10 protein-coding genes are annotated in these 13,313 nt (G+C 63.1%); 4 read left to right on the forward strand and 6 right to left on the reverse strand.

Annotated features, from left to right (window positions below):
* Window positions 1-3: 3 nt before the first annotated feature.
* The 5 genes from BMZ10_RS06435 to BMZ10_RS06455 all read right to left on the reverse strand — a co-directional run bounded on the left by BMZ10_RS06435 (window position 4) and on the right by BMZ10_RS06455 (window position 5,375).
* Complete coding sequence (locus BMZ10_RS06435) at window positions 4-1,002, reverse strand: LacI family DNA-binding transcriptional regulator (RefSeq protein ID WP_093459167.1); 999 nt, start codon at window positions 1,000-1,002, stop codon at window positions 4-6.
* A 26-nt stretch (window positions 1,003-1,028) separates the two neighbouring features.
* Window positions 1,029-1,970, reverse strand: coding sequence for an ABC transporter substrate-binding protein (locus BMZ10_RS06440; protein ID WP_093459168.1), 942 nt, complete (start codon window positions 1,968-1,970; stop codon window positions 1,029-1,031).
* 61 nt (window positions 1,971-2,031) lie between these two features.
* Complete coding sequence (locus BMZ10_RS06445) at window positions 2,032-3,024, reverse strand: ABC transporter permease subunit (RefSeq protein WP_093459169.1); 993 nt, start codon at window positions 3,022-3,024, stop codon at window positions 2,032-2,034.
* Window positions 3,021-4,643, reverse strand: coding sequence for a sugar ABC transporter ATP-binding protein (locus BMZ10_RS06450; RefSeq protein ID WP_218147170.1), 1,623 nt, complete (start codon window positions 4,641-4,643; stop codon window positions 3,021-3,023). Before BMZ10_RS06450 ends, BMZ10_RS06445 begins: the two co-directional genes overlap by 4 nt.
* Before the next feature lie 333 nt (window positions 4,644-4,976).
* Entirely contained in the window at window positions 4,977-5,375 is a 399-nt protein-coding gene (locus BMZ10_RS06455; RefSeq protein ID WP_093459170.1) for a nuclear transport factor 2 family protein, read from the reverse strand.
* Between the two features lie 188 nt (window positions 5,376-5,563).
* Between BMZ10_RS06455 and BMZ10_RS06460 the strand changes: the two genes are divergently transcribed.
* From BMZ10_RS06460 to BMZ10_RS06475, 4 genes are all read left to right on the forward strand, one after another.
* Window positions 5,564-6,751 (forward strand): ABC transporter substrate-binding protein, encoded by a 1,188-nt coding sequence (locus tag BMZ10_RS06460; protein WP_093459171.1) that lies wholly within the window; start codon window positions 5,564-5,566, stop codon window positions 6,749-6,751.
* 83 nt (window positions 6,752-6,834) lie between these two features.
* Window positions 6,835-7,704, forward strand: a complete 870-nt coding sequence (locus BMZ10_RS06465) for a branched-chain amino acid ABC transporter permease (protein WP_093459172.1) — start codon at window positions 6,835-6,837, stop codon at window positions 7,702-7,704.
* Window positions 7,701-10,193, forward strand: a complete 2,493-nt coding sequence (locus tag BMZ10_RS06470) for a branched-chain amino acid ABC transporter ATP-binding protein/permease (protein ID WP_093459173.1) — start codon at window positions 7,701-7,703, stop codon at window positions 10,191-10,193. The genes BMZ10_RS06465 and BMZ10_RS06470 overlap by 4 nt, the downstream gene beginning before the upstream one ends.
* On the forward strand, window positions 10,190-11,416 hold the full coding sequence (locus BMZ10_RS06475) for an amidohydrolase family protein (protein WP_093459174.1): 1,227 nt from the start codon (window positions 10,190-10,192) through the stop codon (window positions 11,414-11,416). The genes BMZ10_RS06470 and BMZ10_RS06475 overlap by 4 nt, the downstream gene beginning before the upstream one ends.
* 1,139 nt (window positions 11,417-12,555) lie before the next feature.
* Here the strand turns inward: BMZ10_RS06475 and BMZ10_RS06480 are convergent.
* On the reverse strand, window positions 12,556-13,248 hold the full coding sequence (locus BMZ10_RS06480) for a GntR family transcriptional regulator (protein WP_093459175.1): 693 nt from the start codon (window positions 13,246-13,248) through the stop codon (window positions 12,556-12,558).
* Window positions 13,249-13,313 lie beyond the last annotated feature (65 nt).

The following is a 13,313-nucleotide window of genomic DNA, read 5'->3' on the forward strand; positions in this document are numbered from 1 at the left end:
AGCTCAAGGGCATCCACATGAATTTCGGATAAGCAGCGTCGGTGACAGCCGCTCGGACAGGCGTGTGCCATCAGGGTGGTCGATGCGCTGGAGCAACAATTGCACCGCCCGTGCGCCCAGTTCATGCACCGGCTGGGCGATCACGCTCAGGCGTGGCACGAAAAAGTCGGCCCAGTCGAAGTCGTCGAAACCCACCAGCGCCATCCGCTCAGGCACTGAGACCCCGGCGTCCCGCAGGGCGTGCATGGCGCCGATGGTCATCGGGTTGTTCGCCGCCATGATCGCGCTCGGCGGCTCATTCAGGCCCAGCAACTGACGCGCTGCGAGACGCGCCGATTCACGGTTGGATTCGCCGTTCACAAGCAGCGCGTCATCGAAGCGCAAACCGCCATCGGCAAGCGCCTGCCGGTAGCCCTCGATGCGTTCCTCAGTGGTGCTCAGGCCGCGGTGGCCGGCGATCATGCCGATACGCCGATGGCCATGACCGATCAGATGGCTGACCAGTGCATGAGTGGACTGGCGATTTTCCACGCCGACCTGGTCGAAGCCTTGCGTCGCCAGGCGGTCGACGAGCACGGTGGGAATGGCGTTGGCCTGCAGATACGCCAGCGCCGCGCGCTGCGGATCGCTCGAAGGCGCCAGCAGGATCCCGTCGACACGCCGGTGATGCAGCGCCGTGACCACGCGCAGTTCCTGCTCGGGATCGTCATGGGTGTCGACGAACAGCATCATGATGCCGTAACGCGCGCACTCGGTTTCGATGGCATGCACCGTCTCGCTGAAGTAATGGTTGGACAGCGCCGAGATCGCTACGCCGATGGTGTTGGTGCGCGAGCGGGCGAGCGAACGGGCCAGGGTGTTGGGGATGTAACCCAGCGCTTGCACGGCCTGCTGCACCGCCTCGACGGTCTGCGGACTGACCTTGCGCGTGCCGTTGAGCACGTGGGAAACCGTCGAAGTCGACACCCGCGCAAGGCGCGCCACATCCTCCATCCTGACCACAGCGTTCACCTCCTCCGCGCGGCGTTTCAGTGCTTGCTCGACCAGCCCGTGTAGCTGCCGACATTGTCGCGGGTGATCAGCTTGGGCGTCAGCTGCGTCACGGCTTGAGCGGGTTTCTTGTCGTTGAGCAGATCGTTGCCGATCACCACCGCCTGCTGGGCCATCGCCCACGGGTCCTGACTGGCCGAGGCTTGAATCGAGGACTCGGACTTGAGCGCATGTTCGATGTCCGGCGCGCCGTCCACCGACGTGATGATGATGCCTGCGCGTTTCAACTGCCGGGCCGCCAGGTCGCTGCCGATGGCCTGCGGATCATTGATCGCAAACAGGCCGTCGATTTTCGGGAAGCGCGTCAGGTAGCCCTGCATCGCGTTGAGGCCGCCGTCCCGCGAGCCTTTGGCGTCCTGATCGTCGGAGAGAATCTTGATGTCCGGCGCGCCGGCGAACGCTGATTTGCAACCCGTGACGCGGTCAGTGACGGCCGTCACTTGCGGGCCGTTTTCGATGATCACGTTGCCCTTGCCCGAGAGCTTGTCGACGATGAACTGACAGGCCAGCTTGCCCGCTTCGACGTTGTCGGTCTGCACCGTTGCGTCCACCCCGGTGGCGCTGACATCGACGGCGACGACCTTGATGTTCGCGGCCTGGGCTTTCTTGATGGCCGGGGCGATGGCCTTGGGGTCCACCGCGTTGATCAGGATCAGATCGACGCCCGCGGCGATGAAGTTATCGATCTGCGAGAACTGCTTGCCCAGGTCGTAATCGGCGGACACCGACGTGACCTTCACACTGGGGTTGATCTCCAGCGCCTTGGCCTTGGCGCCGTCGGCCAGGGTCACAAAGTATGGATTGCCGAGCGAACCCAGGCTGATGCCGACGGATTTCAACTCGCGGGCCTCAACGCCCTGAGACAGCAGGGCTGCGAAGGAAAGGGAAACGACAGCCGGGAATAGACGTTTGAAGTTCATGATTGCTCTCTTGTGATTATTGTCGCGGCGGTTGCTTGAAATTCGGGGTCAGCGGCGTGCCTCAGGTCCGCGCACCGGACTGACGATAACGGTCCAGGGCCACGGCACCGATGATCACAATGCCCTTGATGATGTACTGCCAGATGTCGGATACCCCCAACAGCACCAGCCCATTGGTGAGCACCGCGATGATCAGCGCACCGATCAGCGTGCCACCGATGGTGCCCACGCCGCCGGTAAAACTGGTGCCGCCCAGAATGACTGCGGCGATGGCGTCCAGCTCGTAAGACTGCCCCAACTGCAGGCCATTGGCGGCGAACAGCCGTGAGGCGCTCATCACCGCACCCAGTCCGGCCAGCGCTCCGGACAGCGCGTAGACGAACAACAACACTTTCCACACCTTGATGCCGGACAGCCGCGCCGCTTCGGGGTTGCCGCCCACTGAGTAGATCTGCACGCCCATCACGGTGCGGCGCAGGATGAACCAGGAAATCACGATCACCGCCACGGCAATGATCACCAGCCACGGCACGCCCAGCACCGAATCGTTACCGATGAAAGCAAAGGGCAGATCGGGGTTGAACACGGTTTTGTCGTCCGCCAGTAACCGGGCCAGGCCGCGCATGGCTGTCAGCGCACCCAGCGTGACAATGAAGGGCGGCAGGCGCATGAACGCAATCAGGCCGCCATTGACCAGCCCCAGCAACAGGCCGAAACCGATCCCGGCAAAGATGCCGAGCATGCCGTACTGGGGCGACATCGAGGCCTGCAACGCGACCACCGCCGACGCCGCGAGGATGGCCCCCACCGAGAGGTCGATGCCGGCGGTAAGAATCACGAAGGTCATGCCTGCCGCCAGCACCACATTGACCGAGGCCTGCTGGGTGATGATCGACAGGTTCTGCCACGTCATGAAGCTGTCGGTCATCAGCGCGAAGCCCACCAGCAGCAACACCAGTACGGGCAACATGCCGAGGGTGCGCATCCACTCTCTGGCCCGTTCGCGCCGGCTGATGGCGTCTACGCGTGGCGAGTTTTCCAGGGTCAGACTCATGGCCTGGCCTCCTTATTGTTGTTATTGGAATTTTTGAAACTTGTGGCACGTCCCTGTGGGAGTGCGGTGTCTGTGATGCCGGGTGCCTGCTCGCCTCCAGTGGCAAGATCGATGATCCGCTCCTGAGAAATCGCATGCCCCGAGGCGCCGCCGACTTCGGCCACCAACTGCCCTTCACGCATGATCAGCACGCGATCGCAGGTGCCGATGATTTCCGGCAGCTCGCTGGAAATCAGCACGACGCCGACGCCGGCTTTCGCCAGGTCATTGATGATCCGGTAGATCTCGGACTTGGAGCCGATGTCCACGCCACGGGTCGGCTCATCCAGAATCAGCACGTGGGGTTTGACTTCCAGCAAGCGCGCCAGCAGCACCTTTTGCTGATTGCCACCGGACAGCGCGCCAACGCTGACCTTGCCGGACGCCACGCGAATCGACAGCGCGCGGATGGCCTCCAGCGCACGCCGCGCGCCACGTCCCCGGTCCAGCACGCCACCGGCACGAGCGTCCGGCACGCAGGCGCAGACATTGATGTTGTCGCGCACGCTCATGTCGAGGAACAGCCCTTGCGCCTTGCGATCCTCCGTCAGATACACCACACCGGCACGTATGGCGTCAGTGGGATTGCGCAGCGGCTCGACGACTTTGCCAGCCACTTCGAGCGTGCCCGAGGTGCGCGGGTCGGCGGCGAAAATCAGTCGCGCCAGCTCGGTCCGGCCCGCGCCGACCAGCCCGGCGATACCCAGCACTTCACCGGCGTGCAGGTCGAAACTGCACGGCTTGACGCGTTTACCGTCGGCCATGTCACGCACGCGCATCACCACTGCGCCGGGATTGTAGGCGGCGTGTTCTTTCTTGTAGAAACCGGAAAGGTCGCGCCCCACCATCATCTTCACCAGAGCGTCTGCCGACAACGCGTCGCGCTGCAGCATGCCGACGTATTCGCCGTCGCGAAGGACCGAAACGCGATCAGACAGTTCGTAGATTTCGGCCATTCGGTGGCTGATGTAGATGATCGCCAGACCCTGGTCGCGCAGTTGCTTGATGAGGGCGAACAGGCGGTCGGTTTCCCGTGACGACAACGGCGTCGTGGGCTCGTCCATCACCAGAATCCGGGCGTTGGCATGCAGTGCCCGGGCGATCTCGACTAACTGCCGTTCGGCGATCGAGAGCACGCTGACGCGGGTCGAGGGTTTGAAATCCGCACCCAGTCTCGCCAGTACCTCCACGCACCCCGCTTCCATCGCCTTTCGATCGATGCTCCAGCCACGGCGCAGCTCACGGCCCAGGTAGATATTTTCAGCGACGCTCAGGTTCGGGCACAGGCTCAACTCCTGATAAATGACCGCAATGCCCCGCGCTTTGGCAGTCAGCGGGTCGAACGCGGCAAGCGCATCGCCACCGACGCGGATCTCGCCGCCGGCGTCGGCCTGATACGCGCCCGAGAGGATTTTCATCAGCGTCGACTTGCCCGCCCCGTTCTCACCCATCAGCGCGTGGACTTCTCCGGCGTAGACTTTCAGCGCGACGTCTTTGAGCACGCGCAGGCCGTTGAAGGTCTTGGATATGGCGTTCATTTCCAGTACGGGCATGGGGTGTTCAGCGAGGATTGCGCTCATGGTCGAGCGCCCGGGAGGAATGTGACGGATGCGGCAGTTGCAGAAAAAACACGCGGCAGCAGAGCAGACAAGCTGTTCATGGGTCTCTCCGAGGTTTCTTGTTTTTATGCCTGGCCACCTCGTTTGGGTGACGCTCGGGAATTACGTTGAAACACTCTAGAACAGCTGAAACGATTCACGCAAGCGCTTGCTTTTTTCCGCCGACGAAATCACCTATGGGCCTGCCACGACCGGCGCGGCTGTGGCGTCGTCCGTCATCAGCGCTCGTCCGCAGGCGATGACTTGCACACGCCACCGCCCACCGTTCGGTTTGCACGCGGAATAAAGCGGTCGTCAGGCCTTGGCGATTTCCGGTGCCAGCATCCACTCGGCACTGTCGTTCCACACGTCCATGCGGGTGATCTTGCCGTCGCGCACTTCAAAGCGGTCCAGGTAACGATTGCCCGAGAAGCTGCGGCCGTCCGGCCACTCGCCGTACAACGTGCCGTTGGAGTAGACGACGGTGTGATCGCCCCGGTCCATCCAGTCGAAATTACCCAGCGCTTTCTTGACCCACGCGTAGCGTGCTCCGTTGAATGCCGTGATGGCGAGCGGGTCCGGCATCGCGCGGCCACCGGTAAACGTGATCTTCACATCGTGGCTCATGAACGTGGCGGCTCGAACCGGATCCGGCGCCATGGAAGCCTCGAGAAAATTGCTAACAATCTGCACCGCTTCATTCGTTTCAGACATCACTGATTCCCCTTTCATTTGAAATGACGATGAACCTGGCCGTGCCTTCGCGTGGTGCATCGTGCGTTAATCTGGAGCGTATTCGCTGGCTGAACTCCCCATAAATACAGGCATTTTGGCGAGACTCAGGCTGGCATCCTACTTGCTAGCAATAATTTTACAAGTGCTAGCAATCAGGAGCGTCACCCATGTCATTCCGGCTTCCAAACATGCAGCGTCTGTTGTTCCCAGTGGCGGCGGCTTTCACGCTGACCCTTGCAATCGGTGGCGGCGCCCAGGCGGCCGAACCACCGATCAAGGTCGGTCTGGTGGCGGCCTTGTCGGGGCAGTCCGCCAAATCCGGCGAAGCACTGACTCGCGGCCTGACCATGGCCATCAATGAAGTCAACGCCCACGGCGGCGTACTGGGCCGCCCGCTTGAGCTGGTGCGCCGTGATGACGAAAGCAACCCGTCCAAGGGCATGCTGGCCGCTCGCGAGCTGATTCAACGGGAGAAAGTCACGGTGCTGTTCGGCGGCCTGGACACCCCGGTGTCGCTGGCGATCGTGCCGCTGGCCAACCAGCTGAAAGTCCCGTTCATGGGCATCTGGGCGGCAGGCACCAAAATCACTGAAAACGGCGCGGCGGATAACTATGTGTTTCGCGTATCCGCAGTCGATGAGCTGGTGGACGAAGCGCTGGTCAAGTACGGCGTCGATCAGGGCATGAAGAAGCCCGGCATGATCCTCATCAACAATCCGTGGGGTGAGTCGAACGAGGCCGGTTTCAAACGCGCGCTGGAAAAACGCGGTCTGCAGGATGCCGGCGTCGAACGCATTCAGGACAGCGATCTGGACGTGGTGCCGCAGTTGACCCGGCTGAAAAACGCGGGCGCCGACACGCTGCTGCTGGTAGGCAACGTCGGCCCGTCGGCGCAAGTGGTCAAATCGCTTGATCGCATGGGCTGGGACGTGCCGGTGGTGTCGCACTGGGGCCCGGCCGGTGGGCGCTTCGGTGAACTGGCAGGTCCGGGTGCCTCGCGCGTGCATTTCATCCAGACGTACGTATTCACCGAGCACAACAACGCCAGGGGCGACGCCCTGCTCGCGTCGCTCAAGGCGGCCTATCCGCAGATCAAGAGCCTGGCCGACGTGACGCCCGCGGTCGGGATCGCCAACGCCTACGACGCCTTGCACCTCAGCGCGCTGGCCATCGAGAAAGCCGGCAACACCGACGGCAAGGCGGTGCGCGACGGCTTCTATGCGATCACCGATTACGACGGCCTGATCAAGCACTACACCCAGCCGTTCACCGCGCAGAAGCATGACGCCCTCGGGCCGGACGACTATGTGTTCACGCACTTCGAGGGCGATCAGATCGTTCCGCTCAAGCCGTGACCCAGGCAGCGGCCTGACCCGCCAGGCACGTCTTCGGCGTCGGCGCTGTCGACGCTGTTTTTCCAAGCACTAAGGATTTCGCCATGTTCACCGCCGCCATTGTCACAGGCCTGGGCCTGGGCAGTATGTACGCCCTGCTCGCCCTGGGTTTCCACTTGACCTACGTGGTCTCGCGCACGGTCAACTTCGCTCAGGGCAGCGCCATGATGGTGGGCGCAGTCGTGGGCTACACGCTGTGCATCACCTGGGGGCTTTCGCTGTGGCTGGCGCTGCCGCTGACCCTGCTGCTCAGCGGCGTGTACGGACTGGTCATCGAACGCTGGCTGGTGCGCCCGTTTCACAGCCGAGGCTCGCAAGCCTGGCTGATGGCGACGGTGGCGGGCGGAATCCTGGTCGACAACCTGGCGCTGTTCACCTTCGGCAAGGAGCCGCGTCAGTTCGAAAGCCGCCTGGTCAACCTCAAGGTCGAGCTGTTCGGCAACGACATCGGCGCGCTGCAAATCCTGATTCCGCTGATTGGCGCGGCCATTGCGCTGGCGCTGTACCTGGTGCGGCGCCACACCCGTCTCGGCAAAGTGCTTGAGGCCTGCGTACAAAACCCGCGCGCGGCGATGCTGATGGGCATCAATGTCAATCGCGTGGTCGCCATCGCGTTCGCCGTTTCGACCATTTTCGCCGCCATTGCCGGCCTGTTGATCGCGCCGCTGTTCAGCGTCAACGCGGAGATGGGCATGTTGTTCGGCCTGAAGGCTTTCGCCGTCGCGATTCTGGGCGGCATTTCCAGCGCCGGAGGCGTCTTCGCTGCAGGGCTGCTGTTCGGCTTGACCGAGGCCTTGATCACGCTTTATTTCGGCTCGGCATTCACCCAGATCTTCACCTTTGCACTGGTGATTCTGGCGCTCGCGATCCGCCCTGACGGCCTGTTCGGCAGTAAGGCACTGGTGAAAGTATGAAAAACCTGCAAAACCTCCTCGGCCCTGTTTCCATTGCAGCGCTGGCCCTGTTCAGCGTGGCGGCGGCCTTCGTGCTCGACAGTTACTCGTTGCTGGTCTTCACCCTCTGCGCGCTGGCCGCAGTAGTCGGTGTCGGCCTGAACGTGCTGATCGGTCTGAGCGGTCAGATTTCCTTCGGCCACATCGCGTTCTATGCGATCGGCGCCTACGTCAGCGCACTGATGACCCTGGCCGGGCTGCCGCTGTGGCTGGCGTTGCCGACTGCCGGGCTGCTGGCGGGCGGCGTCGGGGCGCTGCTGGCGATTCCGGCGCTGCGCGTGACCGGTCCTTATCTGGCGATGATCACCATCGCCTTCTCTTTCGTCGTGCACCACAGCCTCATCGAGTGGCGCGACGTCACCGGTGGGTCGAACGGCCTGATGGGCATCCCGCTGCCGGAGTTCGCCGGAATCGACCCTTCGATCCTGTTGGCGCTGATTGCCGCAGGGCTGATGGTCGCCGCGCTGACGTTTTATCAGCGCTTGCACCAGAGCGGCTGGGGTAAGGCGATGCGCGCGGTGAAAGCGTCGGAAATCGCGGCACGCTCGCTGGGTTTCAACCCGGTGTTGAGCAAGACCCTGGCATTCGCCTTGTCGGCGGCGCTGACCGGGCTGGCCGGTGCATTGCTGGCGCCGCTGCTGATGTTCATCAACCCGGAGTCGTTCCCTTTCTCGCAGTCGATCCTGTTCGTGCTGGCGGTGATCGTCGGCGGCAGCGGCACGCTGTTCGGCCCGGTACTGGGCGCTTTGCTCATCGTCCTGGTGCCTGAATTGCTTTCGGATTTTGCCGAATACCGGCTGCTGATTTTCTCGGTCCTGTTGCTGATCGTGCTGTGGATCGCGCCGAACGGGCTGCTCGGCGCCCTCGCCCGGCGCTGGATCAAGCCGATACCGCTGACGCCTCCGCTGCAGATCGACCACAAGCGCCTCGCCGATTATCTGGGCGGGCACCCACACCGCGAGGGTCTGCACATTCGCGACATCGGCATTCGCTTCGGCGGTGTGCAAGCGGCGCAGCAGGTCAGCCTTCATGCACCGGCTGGCAGCATCACCAGCATCATCGGGCCGAACGGCGCCGGGAAAACCACGGTGCTGAACATGATCAGCGGGTTCTACACGCCTGACAGCGGCCGGATTGACCTCGATCAGCCGCTCGCCGGTCTGCCGGCCTGGCAAACCGCTCGCGCCGGGATTGCCCGCACGTATCAGACCACCCAGCTGTTTGGCGAAATGTCAGTGCTGGACAACGTGCTGGTGGCCATGCAGAAGGGCCGTCTGGGCTTCATCTTCAGCCGCGCCACTGCGCAGCAGCGGTCGCTGGCGCTGGATCTGCTGGCACTCGTGGGTTATCGCGGTGCGGTGAACATTCCGGCCGAAGACCTGCCCCACGTCGACCGTCGTCTGGTGGAAATCGCCCGTGCGCTGGCCACCGCGCCGTCGGTGCTGCTGCTCGATGAACCTGCAGCCGGGTTGAGTCGCCGGGACACCGACGCGCTGGCCGATGTGTTGCGTCAGTTGTCGGCGTTCGGCTTGACGGTGATTTTGGTGGAACACGACATGGCGCTGGTGATGTCGGTCTCGCAACGCCTGCTGGTGCTCGACGCTGGCAAGCCGATCACCGTGGGCACACCGGCGCAAGTGCAGCAGGACGAGCGCGTCATCGCGGCGTACCTGGGTGGCACCGATTATCAGGCCAGCCCGCGTGAAAGCCAGTGGGCCGGCAGTCACGACGCACGTCTTTTCGTCAAGGATCTGGTCATCGATTACGGCGCTGCGCCGGTGGTCAACAAGGTCAATCTGGTGGTCAATCCGGGCGAGCTGGTGGCGATCCTCGGTGCCAACGGTGCGGGCAAGTCCAGCATTCTGCAGTGCCTGGCCGGCCTGCATCGCGCTTCGGGCGGCAGCATTCTGCTGGACAACGAAAACATCGAACACAGCAGCGCCAGCAGCATTGCCGGTCAAGGCCTGGCGCTGGTACCCGAAGGGCGTCAGGTGTTCCCGTACCTGAGCGTGCGCGACAACTTGCTGCTGGGCAGCTACTCGCGCAGGGAGACGTTCGACGCCGATGCCGAAATCGAGGCCATCCTGCAGCGCTTCCCGCGCCTGCGTGACCGAATCGACAGCCCCGCCGGACTGCTCTCCGGGGGCGAACAGCAGATGGTCGCGGTTGGCCGTGGCCTGATGGCCAAACCGAAAATCCTGCTGCTCGACGAACCGTCGCTCGGCCTGTCGCCCTCGATGATCGGCGAGTTGTACGACGCGCTGGCAGCGCTGCGCGACGAGGGCGTGACGCTGTTGTTGGTGGACCAGATGGCCAACCTCGCCCTGCAGGTCGCTGATCGTGCCTACGTGCTGGAAACCGGCCAGGTGATCAAATCCGGCAGCGCCGCGCAGCTGCGCGAGGACACCGAACTGGCGGCTGCCTACCTGGGCGAAGGGGTCACGGCATGAGCGCGCTGATCATCCACAACGCCCGCGTCGGCAATGCTCCCGGGCTGTCCACATTGCTCGTCGAAAACGGCCATTTCGTCGAGGCCTTCAGCGGCGATGCGACGTTGCGCGAGACGCTCGATCTTGAGGGTCGGCTGTTGCTGCCGGGGCTGGTGGAAACGCATATTCATCTGGACAAGGCCTGCATCATGCAACGCTGCCAGTTGCAAGCGGGCACCCTGGCGGAGGCGGTGCAGCAGACCCGCACCGCCAAGGCGCGGTTCACCGAAGAAGATGTGTATCAACGCGGCGCGCAGGTGCTGGACAAGGCCATCCTGCAAGGCACCACGCACATGCGCACCCACGTCGAACTCGACCCGCAGATCGGTCTGACCGGCTTCAATGCGATACGTCGTCTGCAAGCCGATTATCAGTGGGCCGTGAGCCTTGAGATCTGCGTGTTCCCGCAGGAAGGCATGCTGAACAATCCCGGCACCGAAGCGTTGTTGCGTCATGGACTGGAAAATGGTGCGACCGTGCTCGGCGGCTGCCCTTACACCGACAGCGACCCGCTGGGCCAGATCGACCGGCTGTTCGAGCTGGCGGTCGAATACGACTGCGACCTCGACCTGCATCTGGATTTCGACCTGAACCCGCAAGGCATGACCGTTGACCACGTGGCCCTGTGCACCGAGCGCCACGGCTGGGGCGGCCGGGTGACCATCGGCCACGTCACCAAGCTGTCGGCCCTGCCAATGGAGACCCTGATCGCACTGGGCATCCGGCTGGCGGAAGTCGGCGTGCAGGTCACCTGCCTGCCGAGCACCGATCTGTTCCTTACCGCTCGCGAGCATTTTCACAATAAGCCAAGAGGCCTGGCGCCCCTGGCGCACCTGCATGCCTGCGGCGTGACCTGCTCGGTGTCGACCAACAACATCGGCAACCCGTTCACGCCCTACGGCGACGCCTCGCTGGTGCGCCAGGCCAACCTGTTCGCCAACGTCAGCCAGCTGGGCACCGTGGCGCAATTGCTGCAATGCCTGGCGTGGGTATCGACCGAGTCCGCGCGGCTGCTGCGCCTGCCACACTACGGGCTGACGCCCGGCTGCCACGCCGACTTCATCGTCTTCGACGCCCCCTCACCCGCCGCCGTAATCGCCGAAATCAGGCCGCCAGTGATGGGATACAAACGCGGCAAACGCACCTTCGAACGCCCGCAAGGCAGACTGCTCATGCCTGATTGACCGCTTTGACAGCAGGTGCCCTTGCAGGAGCGCGCTTGCCCGCGATGGGCTGCGAAGCCGTCGTGAATCAGCCTCCGCGGTTTGTCTGATATAACGCAGTTACCGGTTTTGCTGCCGGTACCCGGCAGATCGCGAGCAAGCTCACTCCCACAGGTCTCGCGGCCCATTCCCAAATCCGTCAGCGCCGCATAACCCTTGTAGGAGCGTGGCTTGCCCGCGATCGGCTGCGAAGCAGTCGTGAATCAGCCTCCGCGGTTTGTCTGATAGAACGCATTTACCGGTTTTGCTGCCGGTACCCGGCAGATCGCGGGCAAGCGCGCTCCTACGCCTGCGGCAGAGGCGGTCTGATGTCGATTTCAATGTCTTTGATTCTTCCCCAGAGACTTGCTTGCACGCGGAATAGTCGACACCGAATATCCCAGGTAGGAGCGCGCTTGCCCGCGAAGACGCCGGTACAGCCGCCACGTCTCCAGAGGCTGGAACCAAGCCTTCGCGAGCAAGCTCACTCCTACAAGTATCGCGGTCCATTTCCAAATCCGTCAGCGCCCCCTAACCCTTGTAGGAGCGAGCTTGCCCGCGATGGGCTGCGAAGCAGTCGTGAATCAGCCTCCGCGGTTTGTCTGATATAACGCAGTTACCGGTTTTGCTGCCGGTACCCGGCAGATCGCGAGCAAGCTCACTCCCACAGGTCTCGCGGCCCATTCCCAAATCCGTCAGCGCCGCATAACCCTTGTAGGAGCGTGGCTTGCCCGCGATCGGCTGCGAAGCAGTCGTGAATCAGCCTCCGCGGTTTGTCTGATAGAACGCATTTACCGGTTTTGCTGCCGGTACTCGGCAGATCGCGAGCAAGCTCACTCCCACAGGTCTCGCGGCCCATTTCTAAATCCGTCAGCGCCACCTAACCCCTGTAGGAGCGAGCTTGCCCGCGATGGGCTGCGAAGCAGTCGTGAATCAGCCTCCGCGGTTTGTCTGATAGAACGCATTTACCGGTTTTGCTGCCGGTACCCGGCAGATCGCGAGCAAGCTCACTCCCACAGGTATCGCGCCCATTTCCAAATCCGTCAGCGCCGCATAACCCTTGTAGGAGCGTGGCTTGCCCGCGATCGGCTGCGAAGCAGTCGTGAAACTGGCCGCGGGGTTCAGTCCTTCAATGCCTGCTTGAGGTTGAATTCGGCGGGGGCTGCGGACTCGAGGGCCAGTTGCCCTTCCAGTTCGTCCAGATGCTCGATCATGACGGCGACGGCTTTCTCGTGATCACCGGCTTCCAGCGCGGAAATGATCTGCTGGTGTTCGTCCGACGCACAGGACGGCACGTCATTGCGTTGGTACAAAGCCACGATCAGCGAGCTGCGGACCATGAGGTTGCCGAGAATTTCACTCAGCACGGTGTTGCCGCAGATCGCGCCGAGCATCAGGTGAAACTCGCTCAGCTCACGCACGATGGCCCGGCGATCGGTGTCGTTGGTTGCCTTGCGCTCATTGTTCATGTGAGTGGCGACGCGTTGGCGCTGCTTGCGCATGATCGCAGGGGTGATGGATTCAACAATTGCCCGCTCGATGGCTCGACGGGCGCTGAAGATGTCCCGCGCCTCCTTGGCGGTCGGCTGGGCGACCATCGCGCCGCGATTGGCCTCGATGGTCACCACCTTCTGCAGGGCAAGGCGTTGCAGCGCGGCCTGCACATGGTTGCGGTTGGCTTGCAGGGTTTCGACGATCTGCGCTTCGATCAAGCGCGTGCCGGGCGGCAGACGATGCTGGGCGATAGCCTTGTACAACGCATCGACGATGCGCTGAACTTCAAGCTGTTTGGCGGTGACTGTGCTCAAGCCCATCCATTCCTCATCTGTACGGAGAACCTCATGCCACGCGCGCCACGGGACGCGGGCGGGCAACGGGC

The organism is Pseudomonas sp. NFR16, assembly GCF_900108875.1.
In the GTDB taxonomy this organism is placed as follows: domain Bacteria; phylum Pseudomonadota; class Gammaproteobacteria; order Pseudomonadales; family Pseudomonadaceae; genus Aquipseudomonas.

Bases quoted from the DNA above. Each gene is read 5' to 3' on its own strand.
- BMZ10_RS06440 (WP_093459168.1), bottom strand. From the start codon at position 1,970: ATGAACTTCAAACGTCTATTCCCGGCTGTCGTTTCCCTTTCCTTCGCA.
- BMZ10_RS06445 (WP_093459169.1), bottom strand. From the start codon at position 3,024: ATGAGTCTGACCCTGGAAAACTCGCCACGCGTAGACGCCATCAGCCGG.
- BMZ10_RS06450 (WP_218147170.1), bottom strand. From the start codon at position 4,643: ATGAGCGCAATCCTCGCTGAACACCCCATGCCCGTACTGGAAATGAAC.
- BMZ10_RS06455 (WP_093459170.1), bottom strand. From the start codon at position 5,375: ATGTCTGAAACGAATGAAGCGGTGCAGATTGTTAGCAATTTTCTCGAG.
- BMZ10_RS06460 (WP_093459171.1), top strand. From the start codon at position 5,564: ATGTCATTCCGGCTTCCAAACATGCAGCGTCTGTTGTTCCCAGTGGCG.
- BMZ10_RS06465 (WP_093459172.1), top strand. From the start codon at position 6,835: ATGTTCACCGCCGCCATTGTCACAGGCCTGGGCCTGGGCAGTATGTAC.
- BMZ10_RS06470 (WP_093459173.1), top strand. From the start codon at position 7,701: ATGAAAAACCTGCAAAACCTCCTCGGCCCTGTTTCCATTGCAGCGCTG.
- BMZ10_RS06475 (WP_093459174.1), top strand. From the start codon at position 10,190: ATGAGCGCGCTGATCATCCACAACGCCCGCGTCGGCAATGCTCCCGGG.
- BMZ10_RS06480 (WP_093459175.1), bottom strand. From the start codon at position 13,248: ATGGGCTTGAGCACAGTCACCGCCAAACAGCTTGAAGTTCAGCGCATC.